The 23,429-nt window shown below is 38.2% G+C and carries 22 protein-coding genes; 7 read left to right on the forward strand and 15 right to left on the reverse strand.

Annotated elements, in window-relative coordinates; genetic code table 11:
* Positions 1-24 precede the first annotated feature (24 nt).
* The 3 genes from ABD005_RS13970 (at position 25) to acs (ending at position 6,579) form a co-directional block, all read left to right on the forward strand.
* On the forward strand, positions 25-1,155 hold the full coding sequence (locus tag ABD005_RS13970) for a FecR family protein (protein ID WP_343818169.1): 1,131 nt from the start codon (positions 25-27) through the stop codon (positions 1,153-1,155).
* Between the two features lie 174 nt (positions 1,156-1,329).
* Entirely contained in the window at positions 1,330-4,194 is a 2,865-nt protein-coding gene (locus tag ABD005_RS13975; protein WP_343818171.1) for a TonB-dependent receptor, read from the forward strand.
* 438 nt (positions 4,195-4,632) lie between these two features.
* The gene (acs, locus tag ABD005_RS13980) at positions 4,633-6,579 is read left to right on the forward strand and encodes an acetate--CoA ligase (protein ID WP_343818173.1); all 1,947 of its coding nucleotides are present in this window, start codon (positions 4,633-4,635) and stop codon (positions 6,577-6,579) included.
* Positions 6,580-6,729: 150 nt separating this feature from the next.
* Here acs and ABD005_RS13985 read toward each other — a convergent pair whose 3' ends face one another.
* From ABD005_RS13985 to ABD005_RS14000, 4 genes are all read right to left on the reverse strand, one after another.
* The gene (locus tag ABD005_RS13985; protein ID WP_343818174.1) at positions 6,730-6,903 is read right to left on the reverse strand and encodes a hypothetical protein; all 174 of its coding nucleotides are present in this window, start codon (positions 6,901-6,903) and stop codon (positions 6,730-6,732) included.
* Positions 6,904-7,048: 145 nt separating this feature from the next.
* Positions 7,049-7,588: a manganese efflux pump MntP gene (locus tag ABD005_RS13990; RefSeq protein ID WP_343818176.1), complete on the reverse strand. Its 540-nt coding sequence runs from the start codon at positions 7,586-7,588 to the stop codon at positions 7,049-7,051.
* Positions 7,589-7,624: 36 nt separating this feature from the next.
* Complete coding sequence (gene bluB, locus ABD005_RS13995) at positions 7,625-8,272, reverse strand: 5,6-dimethylbenzimidazole synthase (protein ID WP_343818178.1); 648 nt, start codon at positions 8,270-8,272, stop codon at positions 7,625-7,627.
* A gap of 178 nt (positions 8,273-8,450) precedes the next feature.
* Positions 8,451-8,591, reverse strand: a complete 141-nt coding sequence (locus ABD005_RS14000) for a hypothetical protein (protein ID WP_343818180.1) — start codon at positions 8,589-8,591, stop codon at positions 8,451-8,453.
* Positions 8,592-9,017: 426 nt separating this feature from the next.
* On the opposite strand from ABD005_RS14000, the gene ABD005_RS14005 reads away from it, so the two are divergent.
* Both ABD005_RS14005 and tyrA read left to right on the forward strand, forming a co-directional pair.
* A complete protein-coding gene (locus tag ABD005_RS14005) occupies positions 9,018-10,130 on the forward strand; it encodes a 3-deoxy-7-phosphoheptulonate synthase (RefSeq protein WP_343818181.1) in 1,113 nt (370 codons plus the stop codon).
* A 42-nt stretch (positions 10,131-10,172) separates the two neighbouring features.
* Positions 10,173-11,324: a bifunctional chorismate mutase/prephenate dehydrogenase gene (gene tyrA, locus ABD005_RS14010; RefSeq protein WP_215979357.1), complete on the forward strand. Its 1,152-nt coding sequence runs from the start codon at positions 10,173-10,175 to the stop codon at positions 11,322-11,324.
* Between the two features lie 71 nt (positions 11,325-11,395).
* Here the strand turns inward: tyrA and ABD005_RS14015 are convergent, their stop codons facing one another.
* From ABD005_RS14015 to ABD005_RS14030, 4 genes are all read right to left on the reverse strand, one after another.
* Positions 11,396-12,196, reverse strand: a complete 801-nt coding sequence (locus ABD005_RS14015) for a substrate-binding periplasmic protein (RefSeq protein WP_343818184.1) — start codon at positions 12,194-12,196, stop codon at positions 11,396-11,398.
* A gap of 155 nt (positions 12,197-12,351) precedes the next feature.
* Positions 12,352-13,440 carry an ABC transporter substrate-binding protein gene (locus ABD005_RS14020; RefSeq protein WP_343818185.1) on the reverse strand — a complete coding sequence of 363 codons (1,089 nt, stop codon included), beginning with the start codon at positions 13,438-13,440 and terminating at the stop codon, positions 12,352-12,354.
* 154 nt (positions 13,441-13,594) lie between these two features.
* Positions 13,595-14,359, reverse strand: coding sequence for an FMN-binding negative transcriptional regulator (locus ABD005_RS14025; protein ID WP_343818186.1), 765 nt, complete (start codon positions 14,357-14,359; stop codon positions 13,595-13,597).
* Complete coding sequence (locus tag ABD005_RS14030) at positions 14,346-14,957, reverse strand: GNAT family N-acetyltransferase (protein WP_343818188.1); 612 nt, start codon at positions 14,955-14,957, stop codon at positions 14,346-14,348. The genes ABD005_RS14025 and ABD005_RS14030 overlap by 14 nt, the downstream gene beginning before the upstream one ends.
* A 165-nt stretch (positions 14,958-15,122) precedes the next feature.
* Between ABD005_RS14030 and pdxR the strand changes: the two genes are divergently transcribed.
* Positions 15,123-16,598: a MocR-like pyridoxine biosynthesis transcription factor PdxR gene (pdxR, locus tag ABD005_RS14035; protein ID WP_343818228.1), complete on the forward strand. Its 1,476-nt coding sequence runs from the start codon at positions 15,123-15,125 to the stop codon at positions 16,596-16,598.
* Between the two features lie 121 nt (positions 16,599-16,719).
* Positions 16,720-18,768, forward strand: coding sequence for an alkaline phosphatase D family protein (locus tag ABD005_RS14040; RefSeq protein WP_343818190.1), 2,049 nt, complete (start codon positions 16,720-16,722; stop codon positions 18,766-18,768).
* A gap of 31 nt (positions 18,769-18,799) precedes the next feature.
* Here the strand turns inward: ABD005_RS14040 and ABD005_RS14045 are convergent, their stop codons facing one another.
* The 7 genes from ABD005_RS14045 to ABD005_RS14070 all read right to left on the reverse strand — a co-directional run bounded on the left by ABD005_RS14045 (position 18,800) and on the right by ABD005_RS14070 (position 23,372).
* Positions 18,800-19,045, reverse strand: coding sequence for a hypothetical protein (locus ABD005_RS14045; protein WP_343818192.1), 246 nt, complete (start codon positions 19,043-19,045; stop codon positions 18,800-18,802).
* A gap of 63 nt (positions 19,046-19,108) precedes the next feature.
* Positions 19,109-19,933: an SDR family oxidoreductase gene (locus tag ABD005_RS14050; protein ID WP_343818194.1), complete on the reverse strand. Its 825-nt coding sequence runs from the start codon at positions 19,931-19,933 to the stop codon at positions 19,109-19,111.
* 65 nt (positions 19,934-19,998) lie between these two features.
* Positions 19,999-20,175 carry an energy transducer TonB family protein gene (locus ABD005_RS18195; RefSeq protein WP_425544906.1) on the reverse strand — a complete coding sequence of 59 codons (177 nt, stop codon included), beginning with the start codon at positions 20,173-20,175 and terminating at the stop codon, positions 19,999-20,001.
* 197 nt (positions 20,176-20,372) lie between these two features.
* Positions 20,373-20,825 carry a GNAT family N-acetyltransferase gene (locus ABD005_RS14055; protein WP_343818196.1) on the reverse strand — a complete coding sequence of 151 codons (453 nt, stop codon included), beginning with the start codon at positions 20,823-20,825 and terminating at the stop codon, positions 20,373-20,375.
* A 12-nt stretch (positions 20,826-20,837) separates the two neighbouring features.
* The gene (locus tag ABD005_RS14060) at positions 20,838-21,143 is read right to left on the reverse strand and encodes a hypothetical protein (RefSeq protein ID WP_215979349.1); all 306 of its coding nucleotides are present in this window, start codon (positions 21,141-21,143) and stop codon (positions 20,838-20,840) included.
* 134 nt (positions 21,144-21,277) lie between these two features.
* Positions 21,278-21,838, reverse strand: coding sequence for a cytochrome b (locus tag ABD005_RS14065; RefSeq protein WP_343818230.1), 561 nt, complete (start codon positions 21,836-21,838; stop codon positions 21,278-21,280).
* A 7-nt stretch (positions 21,839-21,845) separates the two neighbouring features.
* Positions 21,846-23,372: a methyl-accepting chemotaxis protein gene (locus tag ABD005_RS14070; RefSeq protein WP_343818199.1), complete on the reverse strand. Its 1,527-nt coding sequence runs from the start codon at positions 23,370-23,372 to the stop codon at positions 21,846-21,848.
* Positions 23,373-23,429: the final 57 nt, after the last annotated feature.

Genomic DNA, 23,429 nt, shown 5'->3' on the forward strand with positions numbered 1-23,429 from the left:
TAGTCATTATGGCTAGAGTAAACTATGAAAAACACTGATATTTCCGAGCAAGCGCTAAAAGATAAAGACTCAATCGAGCACATTAATGAGCAAGCCTCACTGTGGTTACTGACGCTTGAAAATGAGCCAAGCACACAACAGCGTCAAGCTTTTGAACAATGGTTACAAAATAATCCGCAGCATCAAAGTGCTTTTGAAAAAGCACAGCATATGTGGGAAATTGCTGATGCATTAGCAATTGATGACTTCGCTGAAGATCTGGCTATGTTACCTGAGAAGCAGAGCTTGATCGCAAAGCTACAACAAAGTGCACATCAATTATTTGGCGCCTTTACAATAAAAAAAGTTCAATATTATGCTGCATTTAGCACGGCCTTATTGATGGTGTCATTGTTAGTTATTTCTACAGGAAACATCTCTACGCAATCACTTATTGCGCAGCAACAAAGTGATGAGCAACAAAACCTTAAGCTGGCTAATAACGAGTGGCTTACCGATGTTGCAGAACATAAAACGATAACTACTGCCGATGGCACTGTTATTTATTTAGCAGCAAAAACACACCTTACGGTTAGTTTTACCGAGCATGAGCGTAATATTTATTTACATCAAGGCGAGGCATTATTTACCGTTGCTAAAGATAAAAACCGCCCGTTTATTGTGCACAATAATGGGAGAACCGTGCAGGCTATTGGTACCATTTTTAATGTAAAAGAGTCTAAAACGTTACTTGCTGTTGCGGTACTTGAAGGGATTGTTAAAGTTAAATCGCAACGCTATGTAGAACAAAGTGCAGATGAAAGTCCTCGACTTATTGATAACAGCGTTGAGCTTAATGCCGGAGAAACTGTGCAGGTTAAAGAAAGCGGAGAGATAAGTGCCGCGTTAACTATGATGCTAAGCGACGAAATGGCTTGGCAACAGGGGCGTAGTAGCTATGTTGATACTAATTTAGCTAATGTAATTTTTGACTTAAAGCGTTACTCGAATTTAAATATTCATATTGCCGACCAAGCGGTGGCTGATATGGGTTATACCGGCAGCATTATTTACGATAAAGTTGACGATTGGTTAATTGCCTTACCTTATATTTTCCCTGTTGAAGTTGAGCGCTATGGTAATACGGTGGTTATTAGAGCAAGTAAGGAGCAATAACGGTAAACGAATAAATAGCATTCTCTCTTAAAAGAGCCATTTTATAGCTTACATATTGCAGAGCGCAGAATACTGTAGATAAAATAATATAAAGTAAAAAGTAAAAAACTAAAAACAAAATAATAAAAACAACAAAGATAAAGCATCAAACGATGCTTATTTGTTTTAGGTAATATGATTAAAAACAGGTCTCCACGTTTTCTCACCTGGATAAGCACCATTAAACGTTTTGTTCTTAATGGTGCTTTTGTATGTCTGCTACTTTCTGGTTTTTCTGTCTTGGCTGAACAAGCTAGCGTCGATCCGGTTAAAGCTGAGTTAGCTCAACTTAATGTAAAAAAAGCTAAGCGGGATGTTATTAACGCCACGGAGATATTTACATTTGTTTTTTTAGGTGGACAACTCGAGCAAGCACTATTACAGCTCGCTCAGCAAACTAATATGCAATTAGTTATGCGTTCAGTGTCATCTAAGGCATCGTTAACTCCGCTAACCTTAACCGCTCCGTTAAGTGATATTTTAACCACTTTGTTAACCGATAGTGGTTTTGAATATCAGTTGTTATTTGACGAGCAGGTAATTTTAATTAGCTTGAAAGCTGCGGTACTACAACCTAATGATGCGTTAAGTACTCATGGCGAGCAAATACTTGAAAATGATGCTTGGGAGCACATTTTAATTACGGCGCAAGGTAGTCAGCATCGGAGTATTTTGGCGTCATCTACCTCTGTTACTTATTTAAATCGTGATAAATTAGCCAAATTATCACGTGAGAGTACGGCTGAAATTTTACAACAAGTCCCTGGGTTTTGGGTTGAAGGCTCAGGCGGTGAAACCAATAATAATGTTGCTCCTCGAGGGCTAAGAGGTGGGGAAGGTTTCCGTTTTATCAGTTTAATGATGGATGGTTTACCTGTTGTCTATGATGGTGTTTGGCCAGATTTTTTCCTACGACAAGACCTTATGACGGCTGGAGTCGAAACAATTAGAGGTGGTAATAGTGCTATTTTAACGGTCAATGGTCCTGCCGCCGTGGTTAACTTTATTAGTGAGAAGGGCTCTGATGTTAGCAAAAATCAATGGCGATTCAGCCAAGGTGTTGATCATGACTTTACCCGTATAGACGCATTATCAAGTGGCGCTATTACTGACAACTGGTATTACGCGCTTGGTGGCTTTTATCGCTTTAATGATGGGGTTAGATCGCCGGGTTATATTGCAGATAAGGGCGGACAAGTAACACTTAACCTAACCAAACGCTTTACACAGGGGGAAGCGAATTTTTCACTGAAACATTTAAACGATACAACGACCTTTTTCCCTCCCATAGCGATGACTAATGCTGAAGAGCCTCAGGCAATTTCGGGTATTAATGCTAACTATGGGACATTGTTAAGTAGTGATTTTAATCAGCTGCACTTTAAAACTCCTGAGGGTATCGTCGTAAGAGATATTGATGATGGCCAAAAAACGAAAATGACACGATTTGATATGAATTTACAGTGGGATATTAGCGATATTGTTCACCTCAATAATAAGTTTAGTGTGGCTGATATGGCTAATACTATGTATGCAATGATGAACTTAGGTAATGACACCATTCTTAATGCCACAGAGCAACTTAACAGCCCATTTGTGCAAAATTTTATTAATAAAACTCAAGCAGAACACCCCAATAAAATCATTAAAGCGGCTTATAGTTATAGTCATGATCAGAGTATTGTTAACGCTCCCGAACACCTCAACGGTAATGGTTTAGTCACTTTTGCTTATCCTTTGTATTCACATTATCAGCAGCAACAATGGCTTAACCACCTTAATGCTGATATTGAATTAGAACATTGGCGCTTAAGTTTTGGCCACATTTTAGCGTTAAATAGTTTTGATAGTTTACCGCTAGACAAGTGGCAAGGTGAAATATTAACTGAAGTTAAACATCAACCTAAGCGTTTAGATATTGTTGCGCTTGATCAAGAAAGTCAAATTATCGAAACTTACAGTGAAAATGGCTTTACCTCTTATGCTGGGCCTGGTTATTTAGATGGTGACGGTAGGGTGTTGTCTCACTCTTTATATGGGAATATTGAATGGCAACCGCTAGATAAGCTCATTGTTGATTTAGGAATACGATTAGAGCACCTATCACTACAGTCGAGTGCCAGTACTGATAAAATATACGACCTTGATGATAGTCAATTTCAAGCTGTTTATAAGAGTGACTACACTTTTACTAAAAAGGAGAGCTTTACTGAGCTGGCATGGAGTGTTGGTGGTAATTATCAATTAACAAAACAGTCAGCACTATTTTTTCATTTTGCTAGTGGCTTTGAAATGCCTAAGTTAATCACCTTTGGCAATGAAATAGGTTGGGGCGATTACTTAGATAGTATTCCAGCTGAAGTGGGTTTTGGCGAACCAGTTACCTTGAATTTTGCCGAAGGTGGTTTGCGTATGGCTGATAATAATTGGCGTATGACCGCAACCCTTTTTGAAACACGGTTTAATCCGCTAGCTTTTACGGTTTTTCGAGGGCTATACGACAATCAAGAAAGCTTGTTTATTGACACTAATACCCGAGGCGTTGAGTTTGAGTTTGATATAAACCTCACTGATCGCTTTCATCTTTCTGGCTTAGGTGTTTGGCAAAAAGCTATTTTTAGTGGCATTCCAAATGCACTGAAAGAAAGTACTTATAACGGTAACCAAATAACACGAACACCTGAATTACAGTTGCGATTAATGCCAAGTTACCAATTCGATAATAGCGAAGTGTTTATGACCTTAGCTTATATAGGTAAGCGCTATTCAGATATTGCCAACCGTTTTGCTTTACCTGCTTACACTGTAGTTGATTTAGGTATTAGTACAGCATTAACCGATAACATTAAGCTTGCATTACTGGCTAAAAACATCACCAATACGGTTGGGATCACTGAAGGTAACCCTCGTGATGGTATTGCTTATAGCGATAATGCTAATTTTTATACGCGTGCTATTTTTGGTCGTTCGATGGTATTTAACATTGAGCTAAGCTTTTAATTCCTTGCTGGGTCATATGTTGTTACATTCAACTATAGCAGAAGCTGTTATTGTTTAGATGACAGCGTTGTCAGTATTATTTTTCAGTGTTATGGTTATGGGTTAGTAAGACTAATTTATTGTTTATTTCTTATTTAATAGAGTAAAAACGTAAATTAAGACTAAAGGCGTATATAAAAAGCGTCATAAAAATTCTAGCATGTTGGCTATCAAATAATGAAAACGTACTCTTTATCGTTTGTGGTAAGTGTTTTATCGCGATAAAAGTGTTTAATATTTTTATTAAATGTACTTTTTGTAGCACAGATAAAATTTTGTAGCACAGATAAAATTGCTAACAAGCCATATAGAAAAACTAATATTAAAAATAATTAAACTTATAAAAATAAACTAATACTTCAAGTTAATAACCTCAAGTTAAGTCCGAAGGAAGAAATAATGAAAGAATTACAATCTCGTTATCCAGTGTCAGAAAAAGCTAAAGCGCATACTCATATTGACGCGGCTACTTACGATGCAATGTATAAGCAATCTATTGAGCAACCTGATGTTTTTTGGGGTGAGCAAGCTAAAGAGTTTATCGATTGGTACCAACCATGGGATAGCGTTAGTAAGGTTGATTTAAAAAATTCTGAAATTAACTGGTTCTCAGGCGCAAAATTAAACGTAAGTTATAACTGTATTGATCGTCATTTAGCGACAAAAGCAAACGATACTGCGATTATTTTTGAAGGTGACGATCCAACTGAAGACCTTAAAGTTACTTATCAAGAGCTACATGATCATGTTTGTCGTTTTGCTAACTTATTAAAAGAGCGCGGCGTTAAAAAAGGTGACCGCGTATGTATTTACATGCCAATGATCCCAGAAGTAGGCTACGCGATGTTAGCGTGTGCACGTATTGGTGCAATTCACTCTGTAGTATTTGGTGGTTTTTCTACAGAATCAATTAAAGCCCGTGTCCTTGACGCCGACTGTAAAGTGGTTATTACTGCCGATGAAAGTTTACGTGGTGGTAAGCGCATTCCATTAAAAGCAAATGTTGATGCTGCGGTTGCTGATTGTCCAAATGTACATTCAGTTATTGTGGTTGCTCGTACGGGTGGCGATGTTGCTTGGAATGAAAAAACTGATATTAATTATGAAGAAGCGGTAGCTAAGCAATCTGCGATTTGTGAGCCTGAAGTGATGGATGCAGAAGATCCATTATTCATTCTTTATACCTCGGGTTCAACGGGTACGCCAAAAGGTGTTGTACATACTTGTGGTGGTTACATTCTTTATGCGGCAATGACACATAAATATGTCTTTGATTACAAGCCAGGTGAAATTTACTGGTGTACAGCCGATGCTGGCTGGATCACAGGTCACTCATATATTTTCTACGGCCCGTTAGCAAACGGTGCCACTACGCTAGTATTTGAAGGTGTTCCAACATATCCTGATGCAGGTCGTTTTTGGCAAGTATGTGAAAAGCATAAAGTTAACGTATTTTATACAGCGCCAACAGCCATTCGTGCATTAATGAGCGTTGGTGACGAATTAGTTAACCAGTCTGATTTATCGTCGTTACGTTTATTAGGCTCAGTAGGCGAGCCAATTAATCCTGAAGCGTGGAACTGGTATTACGAAGTTGTTGGTAAGCGTAACTGTCCAATTGTTGATACTTGGTGGCAAACAGAGACCGGCGGTATTTTAATTACCTCATTACCAGGCGCGGTTGATATGAAACCAGGTTGTGCTGGTAAACCTTTCTTTGGTGTTCAACCTGCTTTATTTGATAAAGACGGTAATACCCTTGAAGGTGAAAACCAAGGTTTATTAGTGATGACGGCAAGCTGGCCGGGTCAATTACGTACCGTTTATGGCGATCATAACCGTTTCTACCAAACGTATTTAGGTCAATACCCGGGTAACTACTTTACCGGTGATGGCGCTAAGCGTGATGAAGATGGTTTTTACTGGATTACAGGTCGTGTTGATGACGTATTAAACGTATCAGGTCACAGATTAGGTACAGCTGAAATTGAAAGTGCTTTAGTGCTTCATCCTGCTGTAGCTGAAGCGGCAGTTGTTGGTTACCCTCATGAAATTAAAGGTCAAGGCGTATACTGCTATGTTACCTTAATGGGTAATGCTATAGAGTCTGATGAGCTTAACACTGAGCTTAAAGAATTTGTTGCTAAAGAATTAGGACGTTTTGCTAAGCCTGATTACATTCAGTGGGCACCGGGTTTACCTAAAACACGTTCAGGTAAGATAATGCGTCGTATTTTACGTAAAATTGCTGAAAATGACGTTGATACTTTAGGTGATACTTCAACATTGGCAGACCCAAGTGTTGTTGAAAACTTAATTGACCAACGTATTATTCATGGCGGTTAATAACACTGAATTAGCAAAGCGATATGCTTAGTGGCTATCGCTTTGTGACTGATAAATTTGAAAAAGCGCCGTAAGGCGCTTTTTTTTATTCAATTACTACCAACCCATACTAGGGCGGGTCAATTTTATTGGGTATTATTTAATGTTGTCTTACTCATTAATATGCTTATTATTATGTAAGTTAACTAAACCTAAAATAATAAACATTACCCCAATAGCATAAAAAGCAAGTTCAGCGCTAATAAAGGCGGCGACACCAAATATAATGCCGCTAGCAATAAATACATAGCCACTTTTATCTTTTACAGTCGTATTGTTAGCCATAACAAATGCTCCTTTTGTTTAAGTTGGCGAGGATGAAAAGCATGGTTTTTTTAATACTTACTTTAAGGAGGGCCCTTTAAGCGTAACACTAAGTAATAAAGCTCCATTTACTTGCGCGTTCTTCATGCTTATCTCATCTAAAATATTAGAACAATAATATGTTAAAGCCAATTAAAACTAAGATAATTCCACCAAGTAGTTCGGCTTTACTTTCAAGCCAAGTACCACTTCTTGCGCCAATAAACACACCTATCCAACTGAAAAACAATGTAGTAATGCCAATAATAAAACAGGCTATAAAGGGGTTAACATCTAGTAAGGTTAAGGTGAACCCTGCGGCCATTGCATCAATACTGGTTGCTATCGCCAACACTAAAATTACCTTGTGACTTATTTTGGCAATACTTTCTTCTATGCCCTCACTTAAGGATTCATAAATCATCTTTATGCCAATAAGTAGTAGCAAAGCAAAAGCAAGCCAATGGGAATATGAGGCCACCCAACCTAAGAGCCCTTTACTCCCTACATAGCCAATTAAAGGCATAACACCTTGGAATAGGCCAAAGTAAAGTGCAACCATGAGTGCTAATGATTTTGTTTTTTTATCATGTTTTGAGCCTAAACCTATAGCAACAGCGAAAGCATCCATACTTAAGGCAAGAGCCAGTATTATTATTTCAATCATAAATACAACCTATAAGACTGAGTAAGTTCATTAATGTTAAGTTTTTGACCAACGGTTGAAATGAATCACATCATTAATATCCATACGAGGTAACCAGCCTTTTTCTTCTAACTCTGGTTTATTTTTAAATTCAGAGACATAGCCGATACAAAGATAAGCGATAATATCAATATGCTCAGGAATCCCTAGCACATCGCGTAATACAGCATCTTCAATAATGCTAACCCAACCTAAACCTAAGTTTTCGGCTCGAGCGGCTAACCACATATTTTGTATGGCGCAAACTGCACTGTATAAATCCATTTCTGCTTTGACAGTACGACCTAATACCACTGGGCCGTTTCTGCTTTTATCGCAAGTAACACAAATACCTAATGGCGCTTCAATAATACCTTCAAGTTTTAGTTTTTTATATTGTGAGCGCTTGTCGGCTGAAAACAGAGATTCTGCTTGCTCATTAGCTTGAGTAAATCCTGCTTTAATGGCTACTTTTGTTTGTTCATTATCGACTACAATAAAGTCCCACGGCTGCATAAAGCCAACACTTGGCGCGTGGTGTGCCGCTTTTAAAAGGTTAGAAAGTACATCGTTTGGAATGGGGGTTGGTAAAAATTCACTTCTAACATCACGACGAGAGAATATCACTTTGTAGAGCGCATCACGCTCGCTTTCACTTATATTCATGCTTTATAGGAAGGACAACTGTTCAATGGCGCTATGATAAATTAATTAGCAGTGAAATAGTATTATTTAGCGATTTTACTGGGGAAAGAGTGTTTTTTGGGGTAGCTTGCCAGCAAGGGGAGGGAAGCTCTATTACCGGATATTAGTAGCGTTTTTTATGATAGGCCTGCCATATAAACTAAAAGCCAATAAAACCAGCAAATAAAAGCAAACCAATAACTACCATTAAGGTTAATGTTTTTGACTGACTCATTGAGTCCGCGAGGCCTTGGGGAGGAGCTAACCCCAATACACTTAATACTACGTCAATAAGTACCATATCACTCCCTAGTAAACCCTTTTTCGTATGAGTTGCTTGTTTTTTGTGTCTGCGTTCTTGTGTCTGTTTTTATGCACTATCTCAATTTAAGCTATGCACCAACAAAGCGCAAGACGATCTACTTTATTCAGATTAATTCTTCCTTTTAACGCACTTTTACGCCATTGAGGGGGGCATTACCGAGTTTTTTTAAAGTTTTTACTCAAATTAAGGTGTTTTTAACAAATTAGCACTATACAAGTGCAAAAAAGAATGTAAAATTATAATTACAAATCGCGTAAATAATTGTTTACGATTTCTTGTTTTTGGTTTTTCTTGTCTGTGTAGCGTTAAAAACACAGTGTAATGGTTAAGGTAAATCTTGATATTCGGCTCATGTTATTTAGTTAGCGGACTACCCTAATAACTTATTTAAAAGGAACAGCCATGACCGCCTCCAACTCAGTTACTGCAATAGCAAATAATTCAGTAAAAAATAGTGCTAATAACATTCACGTTAATGCTGAGCACGTTTTAATTACACCAGCTGCTTTACGAGCAGAGTTGCCTTTGTCAGACAGTGGTCGAGAGTTTGTATTACAAGCTCGAAAAACTATTGCTGATATTGTTCACAAACGAGACCCTCGTTTATTAGTGATTTCTGGGCCATGTTCAGTGCACGATGTTGAAGCGGCTAAAGCTTATGCGAGAAAGTTAAAAGCGTTGCATAACAAATATCAAGGTTCGTTATATGTAGTGATGCGTGTTTACTTTGAAAAACCACGCACTACAGTTGGCTGGAAAGGTTTAATCAACGATCCGCATATGGATGGCTCGTTTGATGTTGAAACAGGTTTACGTAAAGCACGTGAACTTATTTTGTACTTAACAGAGCTAGGTTTACCGTTAGCAACCGAAGCACTTGACCCAATTAGCCCGCAATATTTAGCAGAGGTATTTAGTTGGTCTGCTATTGGCGCTCGTACTACTGAATCGCAAACGCATCGTGAAATGGCGAGTGGTTTATCTATGCCTATTGGTTTTAAAAATGGCACAAACGGTAGTTTAGGTGTTGCTGTTAATGCAATGCAGTCAGCGGCATCTCCACATCATTTTATGGGCATTAATCGTGAAGGGCAGGTGGCACTTATTCAAACCTCTGGCAATCCCGATGGCCATGTGATTTTGCGAGGCGGTGGCGGCAAGTCAAATTATGACGCTGATAGTATTTTAGCCTGTGAAGAAGCTTTAGCGAAGCAAGGGCTTGACCCAACAATTATTGTTGATTGTAGTCATGGTAATTCAACCAAAGACTACACTCGCCAAAGTATTGTTGCCAATGACGTTATAGAACAAATTTGTGCTGGTAATAAGTCTATTATTGGTATTATGCTGGAAAGTAATTTGGTTGCGGGTAATCAAAGCAGTGAACTACCTAAAGAAGCGCTACAATATGGTATGTCAGTAACAGATGCTTGTATTGATTTTGAAACCACAGAGCAACTCTTAGCTGATGCTAATACTAAATTGTCTAGCTGTTTAAGCGCACGTATTGCATAGTGATTAAAAATAGCTCGTTGGAAGCTTAAAGAATAGGAATTTATGAGTAATATTGACAACAATGCTGATTTTGATAATAAGCTTAATGCATTGCGTAATGAAATTGATGATATTGACAGTGAGTTAGTCAATTTATTGCGTCGACGTTTAAGCGTTACCACTAAAGTGGGTGAGTTAAAAAGCGGTGTTGGGATGCCTATTTATGACCCTGTACGTGAGGCGAGCTTGTTTAAAAAACGCCGACAACAAGCGAGCGAAGCGGGCTTATCTCCAGCGCTTATTGAAGATGTGCTGCGCCGTTTAATGCGCGACTCCTACGTAAGTCAAGATGCGAGCGGTTATCGTTGTGTAAACCCCGACTGCAACAAAGTGGTTGTGGTTGGTGGTAAAGGTCAATTAGGCAGTGTTTTTGTTGATCTTTTTACTCGTTCAAATTATCAAGTGGCGATTATTGAACAAGAAGATTGGCCAAATAGCGCAGCTATTTTGGCTGATGCCAGTGTTGTGATTGTTGCGGTGCCTATTCGCCTAACCTCAATGGTTATTCATCATTTAAATCAATTACCTTCTGATTGTATCTTGGCTGATTTAACCAGCATTAAAGAGTCACCTTTGTATGAAATGAAAAAAGCGCACCAAGGACCTGTCGTTGGTTTACACCCAATGTTCGGTCCTGATGTAACCGGGTTAATTAAGCAAACAATTATTGCTTGTGAAGGGCGTTTTCCTGAAAAATATCAGTGGCTACTACAACAGTTTCAAGTGTGGGGAGCAAAAATTTATCCCGTTGAAGCCCATGAGCATGATCAAGCGATGTCAATGGTGCAAGTGATGCGTCATTTTTCTACTATCGCTTACGGCTATCATTTAATGGCTGAAGGTGCTGATATAGAAAAACTGGTAGATATGAGTTCACCTATTTATCGCTTAGAGCTGATTATGGTTGGGCGACTCTTTGCGCAAGACCCAGTACTGTATGCAGATATTATTTTCTCAAACAAAGAAAATGTGAATATGATGAAGCGCTTTGCTTATCGTTTCTTAGAGTTATTAGAAGATGTTGAGCAAGATGACAAAGATGCCTTTGTTGATATGTTCAAGCACGTTTCTGATTGGTTTGGTGATTATGCTGAAACTTTCTTGGAAGAAAGCAAATTAATGCTACTTAAAGCGAATGAGCTTAAAAAGCATTAACAGTAATTAAGTTGCCGTTGTAAGCCTAAACTCCTAAAAGAGTGTTTTGTTTGAAGGTTTAATATTATTGCTCAGCTTGTTGCCAGTTCTGCTTTGCAGCGTTTAGGGAGTTGTTGATAAAAGTGTTCAGCTAAACTCTTATCAACTTTCATACTCTCGAGGGTGTTATTGAACTCTGTCACAAACTCAGGGGTAACGGACTCTTTGTTAAAAATAAAATATATAGGGGTTTCAAAAAGGACTTCAGTGTTAATAACTATATTGCGATAATCATTACGCTGTAACTCACTGCATAATACCATTTCGTCATCTATTACGGCATCGACACGACCTAAGTGTAACATTTTTAACCGATTAGTCGTTGTAGGGCTATAACTGAAGTTTGGGTATTTACTTTTAGCTGTTTCGATTTCTTCGCCATACCAACCCGCATAATTAATGGCTATGATCTTGTTCAAGTTTAATAGCCGCTGTAAGCTTTTTGTCGGTGTGATATCAGCATCATCTGCGCGATAGGCAAATTTGTTTATTTCATTACGATAAGCGGTTGAATAAAAAAATTCTTTAGCTCGATCTGCCGTTTTACTAGCGCCCAGTACAATATCAAATCGCCCAAGCTTTAATTCTAATAAGGCACGACGTTCAGGAAAGTGGAAAACCTCTAACTTGCATCCCATACGCGTTAAAATGAGTGAGAGTAATTCAACATCAGTACCTGTACTTACCCCGTTTTCATCTTGATAAATATAAGGGTACCATTCAGATGTTGATGATAGTCTTAATGAGGTTTTACACTCGTCAAATTTAGCTAATGCAAAACAAGAGTATGATGTTAATAAGGTTAGTAATAAATACTTTATAAATAATGGCATAAGCTCAGTATAGTGTTAATAAAGTAATAAACATGTGTATTGCTGAGTGAAGCAGCACTTGTTCAGTACTATACCTTTATTATCGTTTACTTTTATTATCGTTTACTTTTTTATTTAGCAGTCTTGAAAAATATCATGTGTAACGAATGTAAAGGTTAATCTTCTTGATAGCTTTGAATTAAGCCCTCTATGGTAACGTTTAAGCGTTGTGTTGAGCTTTGAGAAAACCTCGAAAAGTTAAAGTTGTTAATTTTTTTTAACTGTAAGTACTTGGTAAAAGGTGTAAAAGTGGTGTGCAAACTCGACTCAAAGATATCAATGACTTTAAAGCGTTGTGCAACAGGTAAGTTGTTTTGTTCAATATCTTTAAGCATCACTAACGATAATGCTCCTAAGGTGACATGCCCGCCAAAAGATAAGTTAACAGGGTAGTCTATATCATCTATATCCCAGTTCACCCCGCCAATAATAACAGGGTTGCTAAGCGCAGATTCCATTACCGCTTTTTTTGCGCCAAATGCCATAGCATCGTTGGCGGCCCAAATAATATCTATACGGGCATGATGTAATATGCCTTTTACTTTATTGTAAGCTTGCTCTTTAGACCAATTAGCGGCGGTTTTATCTAATATATTTATCGTAGGCCTTGTTTTTATTGCGTCTAATAAGCCTTGCTCCCGTTCAAGAGCTGCTGGTGTACTATAGTCGCCCGTTAGCGCTAATAAGTTTGGCGAAGGGCGATGTTTTTCTTTATTTGATGGCGCATAGTAAATATCCAGTAAACCATCTGTTAGCCTTTTACCAGCAAGGTAATTATTAGGGACTAGACTCCCCTTGATAATGCTTTGCTCTTGTTTGTTTAATAAGCTTAACTCTTGCTCACTAAAGCTATTTAATAACATGAATACAGGGATATTATGGGGGGATAGCTCTTTAATAAGGTTTAAAGCCATCCCCTTTTCATTAACTAAAATAATATATTTAGGATCGTGAGCAAGTATTTTTGTTGCGAGTGACTTCATTACAATATGATTTCGCTCAGCATATAAGGTGATCAACTCTATATTTAAGTCTTTTGCAGCAGCATCCATAAATAAGCTGACGTTTGGCCAAAAGCTTCCGGTACTATTCTCTTTAGCGTGACCAGGGTTTAAAAAAACTACTTTAAAGCTACTCTCCTCAGCACTTACAGCTGATGTTATTTTTATTAAAAATAATAGACTGAGTAGCAATGTTTTGAACATAAAGTGACACCTTATCCGTCTATAAAGTAAGTTTAGCCTACTTATTTTAAAGTAGTATAGTCAGGTTTTTCAACGTTAATAACGTAACGGTATCACTTGCTTTGCTTATTATTCAATAAACTAGGCATTTTTAGTTCATTACTTTTTTAGTTCATTACTTTTTTAGTTCATTATTTGATATTTGCATTAGCATTTGTTTTGCCAAAGGTGCATTATTTTTGACGATTAGCTGCTGTGCTAACTGCTTGGTAATTACGTTTGGCTTGTTTTGGCTTAGCTTAAAATTTCCTTCAATCATGGTAATGGTTAACTCAATAAAAGTAATCGCTTTTAGCATTTGTTTAATTGCACTGACAGGAACATCAGTGATTAGCCATGGATTATCACTATTGCGCTCAAAATACTGACTGGTTTGACTCATTAAGTGATATTTTTGTGCTTCATCGGCCACCTCGGTAGCCACAGCGGTTAACTGTACTTTACAATAATTCCACGTTGGTACTTTATGATCCTCTCTATTTTGTGCAGTAAGATCATTAGGTGAAATATAGCCTTGCTCTCCGTGAAACACTAAGTTGACACAAATATTGTCAATATCATTTTGCTTGCTATCTCTGTTTGCCATTAACATTTTTGCTAACGGATGCTGATTACTTACATGAGTGATAAGTTGTTTGTTTTTCTGATGATCCTCTTGATCTTTTATTTGTTTGAAGTGACAAGGTATATGGCTAATGTGTAGTGGTTTATTTGTTAAAGCGTTTGTCACTGTGCTCTTTACAACCTCAGTCGATAAGGTTTGCTGAACAATCAATGTCGCTAACGGGTTCTGCTCAATTAAATTAATGAGTGGAAGTTCAATTTTACAGTGATGAGTTAAGCGGTTAGCACCAATTATGAAATGTTTAGCTGGATACATAGCAAAACTCCTCTTCACTTTTACCGCTTTTGAGTAAATGAGCTTTTATCTTCGGCCATTCATCGTCAATAATACTAAAAATCGCCGTATTACGAGAGTAACCGCAAGGGCTACGCCTATGCTTGCGTAATATTCCTTCAAAGGTGCCACCTATGCGAGTGATGGCACTGCGTGATTGTTGGTTATTTTCATGAGTACAAATTTCAACACGCACCATACCTAATACCTCAAAAGCATATTGAAGCATTAAAAACTTAGCGTGAGAATTAACATAACTCCGCTGATATGAAGGAGTGATAAAGGTATGACCTATTTCAATAGTTTTATCTTGCTGGTTGAGCCTAAAAAGCCGCGTTGAGCCGACCACAGTATTACTCACTTTATCGCGCGTTATAAAAGCAAGTTGTTGCCCTTGGCTCATCTCATTAATAGCTATTTGCATCCAAGCTTGAGCGGTTGCTTTATCTTGACAGCGATTTGTCGGCATATGCTGCCATACTTTAGGGGATTTTCCTGCGAAGTAAAAATCATTGAGGTGTGCAAGGGTCATCGGCTCAAGCTTAATAAGCTGACTTTCGAGTATTGTTTTCGTTAACATGTCATTTCCTTCTGGATGGCAAAATAAATTACGAGGTGTATATATTAAGTATGTTGTGATTATCGTTATTTTTGGTATAACAACTACAACCAAAAAATATAAAGTAGCTATACCAAAGTGAAAGCCCTATCTCTTAATTTAGAAAAGCAATACCTCGCGCAGCAAATGATCACCGTTAAAAAGCAGGCTAAGTACTTACAAATCGCAGCAGCGTTTAGAGAGACGATAAAGCAAGGTTTTTTGATGCCAGATGAGCCTTTACCTTCAAGCCGAACACTTGCTAAACAGCTTAATGTTAACCGTCATACGGTAATGGCAGCGTTAGCTGAATTGGTCGCTCAAGGTTGGTTAGAAACAAAATTACGCTCGGGTTATCGTGTTGCGGCTGCTTTACCTATTCAAACAAGTAAGTCGCTGAGCCCTATTATCATAAAAAAGGGTAATAAAAGTGTGATCAATGAAATAAATCCAGCGACTTTTCAATGGCGGTTTCGTCGTCAAGCAACTGTTGCAGTATCGCTAGCTAAAAAGGCCAGTGATTATCGCTACAATTTTTCTGGCGGTTACCCTGATATGAATAGCTTTCCTTTTGATGAATTTAAAAGCTGTTTTAATGATTTTTGTCAGCGCCCTAAAATACCTTCATTATCTTATGGTGACTCGGCAGGCGAGCCTGAGCTAATTAGTGAAATTTCTAAGTATTTAAGGCGTGTTCGTTCGATCAAAAATAAAGAGCTATTAGTTTGCAATGGCTCACAAGAAGGGCTTTATTTAATCTCACAATTATTGCTGGGAGTAGGTGATGGAGTAGCTGTTGAAGAGCGTGGCTACCCACCGGCCTGGGCTGCATTTAAAAGTACTGGCGCTAACTTAGTCACTATTAAGCAAGATAAATATGGCATTATACCTGAGCATTTGGCGGTGCAATTATCCCATTGCAATATCAAACTGATTTATTTAACGCCTTTGCACCAATACCCAACGACAGTGACTTTAGTGGTAAGTCGACGAATGAAAATTTACCAACTCGCTGCTCAATATGGCGTTGGTATTATTGAGGATGATTATGATCATGAATTTCATTATAACAGTCAGCCCATTGCACCTATGGCGGCAGACGATCCGCTAGGTTTAGTGATTTATGTGTCTACTTTTTCTAAATTGATGTTTGGTGGTGCGCGTATTGGCTACGTAGTGGCAAATACAGAGTTAATCGCTAAATTAACAGCCTATAAAGCGTTAATTAATCATAAAACGAACGTTATGATGCAGCAAACGGTGGCTAAATGGATGCAACAAGGTGGTTTTGAGCGACATTTAAGGCGAATGACCCGTTTATACCACAAGCGGCGTGACTTTATGATTAATGTACTAAAAGGTTATCAGCAGCAAGGACTGCCAATATCTTTTACTTGTCCTGCCGGAGGTATGGCGCTTTGGGTTAATATGGGAAAATCAATCGTCGGACTAAAAGAAACGCTGTTAAGTAAAAACGTTTACTTACAAACCGAAGTTGAATTCAGCTTAGCTACAGATAGCGAAAAGGAGGATTATCGTTTTGTTCGTTTGGGATTTGCTGCAATGAGTGAGACCGAGTGCGTACAAGGTATAAAAATCATTGTGGAAAGCTTGTATCGTTAAATTACCATTTAAGGTTTAAGAAGATAAATTTAGTAACAAGTTACCCTTGCTATTACCTGTAAAGTAAGGGATAACAGGCTTTTATTTTTTATTAATTGTTAGTAGTAGAGGTGTTTTTTAGGTGTTAGCAGATATTTTAGCAGGGCCGATATTACGCCGATTAACCGAGCAGCAACTCGTATTATGGTGGCTAAGTCCCTATGAGTGTCAAGGGGAGTTCTGTTGTTTTGAGGAAGATGAAAAAATACTAACGGTTGAGTTAACGAGTGATAACTTATCAACCTTTAGAGTAGGCGAATACGCGGTGGTACACTTACTCGATATTGATATTAGCCTACCGAGCGAAACCTACCTTGAATATGACCTGCTGATAACCGCAACAGATAAAAAAGTGCGTAAACCTTTATCAGAAACAGTGCCGCATATAACCTATGATAATTGCACTAGACCTTCTTTTATTATTCAGTCAACTATTACTAACTTATTACATGGCTCGTGTCGAAACCCACATAACAGTAGTGGTGATAGCCTATTAGTGGGCGATAAAAAAGTCGCAGACGCATTAACCGATGTGACACAAAGGCCGTCACTATTGATGATGAACGGTGATCAAATTTATGCGGATCATGTTGCAGGCGCTACTTTGTATGCTATTCATCAAGTTATTGAATTATTGGGCTTATATGGTGAAAAATTTACTAATGTTGACTTTGTTGATGAAGAAAACCACCCCAAAGACTCAGGCATAAGTTCAGGTATAAGCTCAGCTAAAAAGTCAGATAATAATAAAAAATCGTACCAGCGGCCAGCTAAAGCGAATACCATAACGTTAACCGATAGTGAGCAGCTGTACCAGTTAACCGACAAGTACTTTAAACGTGAAAACGTTTTACCTAGAACGACACTATCAAGTCCGTGGTATAGTCCATCATCGGCACAACCTATTTTTACTTCAACGTATGCACATAACCATTTAATCACTTTTGCTGAAATGATGGCAATGTACTTATTAGTTTGGTCGCCGACACTGTGGCAAGAAGTTGAGTTAACAGGTTTTAGTGTGCCTGCAGAGCATGAAAAAACTCATCAAAATGAAGTGGCTGCCTTAGAAGGTTTTATTGAAGGTTTAGCTAATGTTCAGCGCTTATTAGCTCATATCCCTACTTATATGATTTTTGATGATCACGATGTAACCGATGACTGGAATTTAACAGCGCAGTGGGAACAAGCGGTTTATGAAAATCCATTAGCCAAACGCATTATTGGAAATAGTTTATTTGCTTATTGGCTATGCCAAGGGTGGGGTAACGAACCTAAGAATTTCAAAGGCGACTTCTGGCAAATGATGAATAACTATCAACAATCCCCTAATGCTGAAAACCAAGATAATGTGATTGATTACCTACTTGGCTTTTCTCAATGGCAATACACTGTTGATACCTCGCCTAAATTAGTGGTACTTGATAGCAGAACTCGGCGCTGGCGCTCAGAGCAATCACTGGCTGAGCCTTCAGGGTTAATGGACTGGGAGGCGTTATGTGAATTACAGCAAGAGTTGATTGGCCATGATGCTATTTTACTTGCTTCACCTGCGCCTATTTTTGGGGTTAAAGTGATTGAAACCATTCAGCGCATGGCAACCATCATAGGTAAACCACTTGCGGTTGATGCTGAAAACTGGATGGCACATTCAGGCTCTGCCAGTACTATTTTAAATATTTTTAAACACCCGAAAACGCCACAACATTTTGTTATATTATCAGGCGATGTGCATTACTCTTTTGTTTACGACATTGAACTACGTTTTAGCCGTAACTCTCCTAAAATTTGGCAAATTACTTCCAGCGGTATTAAAAACCAGTTTCCACAACCACTTATTGGTATTTTAGATCGTCTGAACCGTGTGCTTTATGGGCCTTATTCGCCGCTAAACTTATTTACTAAACGCCGTGCTATGCGTGTAACCGGGCGAAAGTTAGTTACCAAAAATGAGAGTGGTGATCAGAAAAAACATAAACCACTGAGCTTAGGTCATCAGCGTTTGATGCCTAAAGCGGCCTTAGGTTATTTGGAGCTTAATGAAGATGGCTCGCCTGAGTATATTGCCGATTTACACCCAAATGGTAGTATTACTGAATTTATTGAAAGTGATGAAGAGTTGATGCATTAATACTTCATCAACATAAATAAAGGAGCTTTATTCATGTTGATTTGCTGTTTATATAAAAATTAGCATAAACACTACTAGGGGCTGTTGATCTTTCGAGATTGTTTTTGCAGCTTTTTGTTGGGTATTTATACAAGGCAGAGCCTTTGTCGTGTGGTTGTTCCACATAAAAAGGTGATAACGCAGTAAAAATGACCAACAAACGCTGTCCGAAGGATTCGGCTAAAAGCGTTTTATTCTTTGTTGAACAGTATTTGCTTAGAATGACTAGGCAACACACTGTCCGCCGCGATTAAAACGCTTTTATCTCGAACAAAATTTAACCGCGAAAGATCAACAGCCCCTAGCCTTTTGATAATAGCTTGTCTAACCAGTGCGTTGGTAAAATACGTTTAAAAACTGCAAACAATTTAGTGGGTACGGTAATTCGATATCTAATTTTAGGTTTATTACTCTCTAGAGCATGAATAAGCGCTTTGGTTACATCTTTCGGTTCTAACGTAAATGCAGCGGTTGATCTTTCACTCGAAAGTCGAACTATTTGCTGCTGATATTGAACATGATAAACGCTATTTTTAGCATCAATACAGTGTTGAAAAGCCTTTAATGAATTGGCTCTAAACTGAGTGTTAATAGGACCAGGTTGTAATAAAATCACTGAGATATTGGCTGACTTTAACTCTAAGCGTAAGGTATCGCTTAAGCCTTCAATAGCATATTTTGAGGCGTTATAAGCACCGCGATAAGCCATAGATACAAAGCCTAATACTGAGCTGCATTGAATAATTCGCCCATGACCTTGTTTACGCATTACCGGAATAATCATTTTGGTTAGTGCGTGCCAACCAAACACATTGGTTTCAAACTGTGCTTTCAGTGCTTGCGTTGGTAAGTCTTCTAATGCGCCCGGTTGACCGTAAGCTCCATTATTAAATAAAAAATCTAAGCTACCGCCAGTTTCTTTTAATATGGCAGTAACGGTAGTTTCAATACTGTTCATGTCAGTTAAATCAAGGTGGTAGGCATTTAAGCCTTTGTTTTGTAGACTTTGTACATCAGCTTGGTTACGCGCGGTTGCAAAAACTTGATAACCTCTGATTGATAATGCCAATGCAGCATCTAACCCGATACCACTTGAGCAGCCGGTTATTAATATTGATTTGGTCACGTGGTATTTTTACCTTCAAATAGAGCTAGTATTTAGCGCTTTATTTACCATAATAAAGCGCTATTCTAACGAATAAAATACCTAATCGGTACTTCAATTGATAACCGTTGACTTAAAATATGTGCTGGAGGTTTAGGTGAAGGGTTTGCCTTAGCAATTAGCTGCACTGTGGCATTATCGAGCATTCTAACACCACTAGCTTTTGCTAGTGAAGACGAGAGAATTTCACCTTCTTTGTTAATGTTAAATGATAACTATTGTTACTTGGTGTTATGGTTAAGATGTTTTCTAGGAAAGTTTTAGCTAATTGGAATACTTTTTAGGAGTTGATTGATTATTAAGTAAAAAACGGAGAAAAAGCGATTGCTAATTGAGCTGAATTGAGTTTAGCTGAATTGATCTGAGCTGAGCTGAGCTGAGCTGAATTGAGCTGAATTGATTAGGTGTGATTAAGCTCCATGGCTATTTTTTCAATACCATGATCTGGGGTAAAACGCTTAAACTCAATAAAACCGTGTTTTTGATATAGTGCAATAGCAGGTGCATTAACAACTGCTGTTTCTACTGTTGCTTGTACAAAGTCAAACGTTGCTAATGCATAACGTATTAATTGGCTCGCGATACCTTGTTTAAAGTAGGAAGGGGCAACGGTTAGGCTATTAATATGTAAACGATTACTTTCTACAGTAACTTCGATAACACCAGCTAAAACTTCATCAACATAAAAACCATAAAAGTGCGTTAGTGATTTTTGAATATCTTCAACGCTTCTTGATAATGGCGGGAAATTAAGAGTACCAATAAGGTTAGCCTCTACTTGGTAAGCGCTTTGGAAAACGTTGTAAATTGGGCTAGCAAGACTTAGCTTGGTATTATCGAGTGCTTTTATCATATTTACTTAACCTTATAGACCGATATCAATATCTAAGTCGACATTACCATCTTTATTGCGAAAGATACGACCGATAAAGCGTAAAATCCAGATAAAAAACTCTACGGGTAGTTCAATAATAATTTCGATAATATCAACAAAGCGATTTTCTTGGTTTCTTTGACCTCGACGTTTACTGGGCCAAATAAAGTAAGCGATAATAAAACAGCCAACACTGGTTAACACGCTGCCCCAAGAAAAATCATCTATTACAGCATAAATAAGGGCGACTGCTAACATAAAAATAAAAATTGCCAAACATTCTCTTAATGTTTCCATATACATATTCCATTGCATGATAAGGGGAGTTAACTCAAAGACACAGCAGGTAAAAAGAATTTATTTTACCTCTGTTACTTATTGTTAATAACGCCGTTTGTTATTTATTATGTGGTGAAGGTTAGTAGCTAAGGTTAGTGGTTTGAGTTTTTTCGCTGAGGTAGCATCCGCGTTAATGTATCATCTTTTTGCCAATAATGATGGACCAAAGCAGCAAGTGCGTGCAAGGCTATTAAGTAATAGCCAACTAACCCAAAAGTTTCGTGTAGTTCTTCAATATCATGACCTAAGGCTTTATCGGGGCTAACTAATGGCGGCAGTTCTAAGCCAAAAAAAGGAATGACTTTTCCTTCTGCGCTTAGAATTAACCAGCCCATAATTGGCATTATTACCATAAAAGTATAAAGCACGATATGGCCTAGTTTTGCTGCGGTGTGTTGTAACGTTGAAAGCATCGGCGTGATTTTAGGGGCGATTTGACTTATTCGTAAATAGATACGTGCAACAACTAACACTAATACAGATAGCCCTAACATAAAATGCCACATTTTAAACAGATCACGTGCTTCTGTACCTTTTTCGAAAAATACGCGGCACTCAATTGAAGCAAACACGAAAATCATCAGTACTACCATTAGCCAATGCATGCTAATAGATAAAGCGCCATAACGGTTTTCGCTGTTTTTCCATGACATCATCAAATTATCCTTTATTAATTTGCGGCACAAAAGTACTCGCTAAGTCACTAATTTCTTCAACACTTTGTGCTAAGGTGTGCATTTGTTCTGAGACTTTCTCTGTTTCAAGCCAAGTTGTTTCAGTGGTTTGGGCAATGCCGTGCAGGTGATCATTAATTTCATTGGAAAGCATAGACTGTTGCTCTGCGGCACTAGATATTTGCATGGCGGCAACATTAACGTTTTGCATGCTGTTGACTACTTCATCTATTCTTTGATGAGATATTTCAGCGCTTTCAACACAGTAATTAGCTTCTTCCTTATTTTTATTCATCAATAATACCCATTGCGCAATAGTATCGAGCATTGCGGTCAGTCGTTGATGTATTTTTAACGCTGACTCTTGAGTGCGAGACGATAAACTTCTTACTTCTCCTGCAACTACCGCAAAGCCTCTACCGTGTTCACCCGCGCGTGCAGCTTCAATAGCGGCATTTAAGGCAAGTAAGTTAGTTTGATCGGCAATAGATTGTATTTCTTGCATAAGCTCGCCAACACTATTGGCAGATTGCGTTAAGCTATCGGCTGAACTTGAGGCGTTTTCTACAGCATGAGCGAGCTGCTTAATTTTGTCAGTGGTTTGAGCAATGCTGTCTTGAGATTGTTCACATTGACTGAAGGTTTTTTCAAGATCATAAGCGGCACTTACCGTATTTTTAGCGATATCCTCGGTTGAGGTTTGCATTTGCTCCATGGCATCACTTAATTGAGCTAAGTCATGCTTTTGTTGGGCTAATGTTGTTCTGTTTTGCTCTAATCCTTGGCTGACGGCATTCATTACCGACTTTATTGGTGCTGCGGCATCAAGAGTTCGTTCAATAATAGCTCTTATTTTGGTTTTGAGTAATGAAAAAGTAAAGTCAAAAACGCTCGCCGTACCTTTACCAAAATAGACTTTACGTGAAATGGAGTCAAAGGTGTTTTGGATATTTTTAGCCCGTATTGCGGTGGGAATAATATCAGACCAAAACACTAAAATAGGAGTGATGGCACTTAAGGCTGCAACAATCGAAGCGGCTAGCCCTAAATAAGCATAAATAAAACCTTGAGCAATAAGTGAGAGTAAAATTAAAAAAGCAAACTTATGGTTTTTAGTGAACTCAAAAGTAGCCCATGACTGCTCGTTATTAAGTGCTTGATATATATGCTTTGCGTTTGTGATTAACGCTGGCTTTGCCAAAGTACTAATTGACTGATAGCCGATTACTTTACCGTGACTATATTGCGGGGTAATGAAGGTGTCAAACCAGAGTTCTTGTTTGTTATTGCCTTCGATATGTAATAAGCCCTGCCATGATAAGCCTTGTGCGAGTGTACTTGAAAGCTCTTCTAACACTAACCGAGGCATTTTGTGATGAGTTAAGCGGCGAGTATCAGTGTTTAGTAAGGTCTCTTCTGGATAACCTGTAGTTTCACAATAATCATTATTAACATAAGTGTAGTTACCGTTTAGATCGGTAACGGAAATTAATTGAACCGTTGTCAGTGACATAAAAGTAGCTCGCCTTGCTGAGTTTATAAAATACTATCATAGCCAATATAAACGCTA

The sequence above is a fragment of the Colwellia asteriadis genome, assembly GCF_039523295.1.
GTDB classification, from domain to species: Bacteria; Pseudomonadota; Gammaproteobacteria; order Enterobacterales; family Alteromonadaceae; genus Colwellia; species Colwellia asteriadis.

What these genes read in the sequence shown, in the direction of transcription:
- pdxR (WP_343818228.1), top strand. Translation starts at nt 15,123, where the DNA reads ATGATCACCGTTAAAAAGCAGGCTAAGTACTTACAAATCGCAGCAGCG.
- tyrA (WP_215979357.1), top strand. Translation starts at nt 10,173, where the DNA reads ATGAGTAATATTGACAACAATGCTGATTTTGATAATAAGCTTAATGCA.
- ABD005_RS14005 (WP_343818181.1), top strand. Translation starts at nt 9,018, where the DNA reads ATGACCGCCTCCAACTCAGTTACTGCAATAGCAAATAATTCAGTAAAA.
- ABD005_RS13975 (WP_343818171.1), top strand. Translation starts at nt 1,330, where the DNA reads ATGATTAAAAACAGGTCTCCACGTTTTCTCACCTGGATAAGCACCATT.
- acs (WP_343818173.1), top strand. Translation starts at nt 4,633, where the DNA reads ATGAAAGAATTACAATCTCGTTATCCAGTGTCAGAAAAAGCTAAAGCG.
- ABD005_RS14070 (WP_343818199.1), bottom strand. Translation starts at nt 23,372, where the DNA reads ATGTCACTGACAACGGTTCAATTAATTTCCGTTACCGATCTAAACGGT.
- ABD005_RS14020 (WP_343818185.1), bottom strand. Translation starts at nt 13,440, where the DNA reads ATGTTCAAAACATTGCTACTCAGTCTATTATTTTTAATAAAAATAACA.
- ABD005_RS14000 (WP_343818180.1), bottom strand. Translation starts at nt 8,591, where the DNA reads ATGGTACTTATTGACGTAGTATTAAGTGTATTGGGGTTAGCTCCTCCC.
- ABD005_RS14055 (WP_343818196.1), bottom strand. Translation starts at nt 20,825, where the DNA reads ATGATAAAAGCACTCGATAATACCAAGCTAAGTCTTGCTAGCCCAATT.
- ABD005_RS13990 (WP_343818176.1), bottom strand. Translation starts at nt 7,588, where the DNA reads ATGATTGAAATAATAATACTGGCTCTTGCCTTAAGTATGGATGCTTTC.
- ABD005_RS14060 (WP_215979349.1), bottom strand. Translation starts at nt 21,143, where the DNA reads ATGGAAACATTAAGAGAATGTTTGGCAATTTTTATTTTTATGTTAGCA.
- bluB (WP_343818178.1), bottom strand. Translation starts at nt 8,272, where the DNA reads ATGAATATAAGTGAAAGCGAGCGTGATGCGCTCTACAAAGTGATATTC.
- ABD005_RS14030 (WP_343818188.1), bottom strand. Translation starts at nt 14,957, where the DNA reads ATGTTAACGAAAACAATACTCGAAAGTCAGCTTATTAAGCTTGAGCCG.
- ABD005_RS14015 (WP_343818184.1), bottom strand. Translation starts at nt 12,196, where the DNA reads ATGCCATTATTTATAAAGTATTTATTACTAACCTTATTAACATCATAC.
- ABD005_RS14025 (WP_343818186.1), bottom strand. Translation starts at nt 14,359, where the DNA reads ATGTATCCAGCTAAACATTTCATAATTGGTGCTAACCGCTTAACTCAT.
- ABD005_RS14065 (WP_343818230.1), bottom strand. Translation starts at nt 21,838, where the DNA reads ATGTCATGGAAAAACAGCGAAAACCGTTATGGCGCTTTATCTATTAGC.
- ABD005_RS13985 (WP_343818174.1), bottom strand. Translation starts at nt 6,903, where the DNA reads ATGGCTAACAATACGACTGTAAAAGATAAAAGTGGCTATGTATTTATT.
- ABD005_RS13970 (WP_343818169.1), top strand. Translation starts at nt 25, where the DNA reads ATGAAAAACACTGATATTTCCGAGCAAGCGCTAAAAGATAAAGACTCA.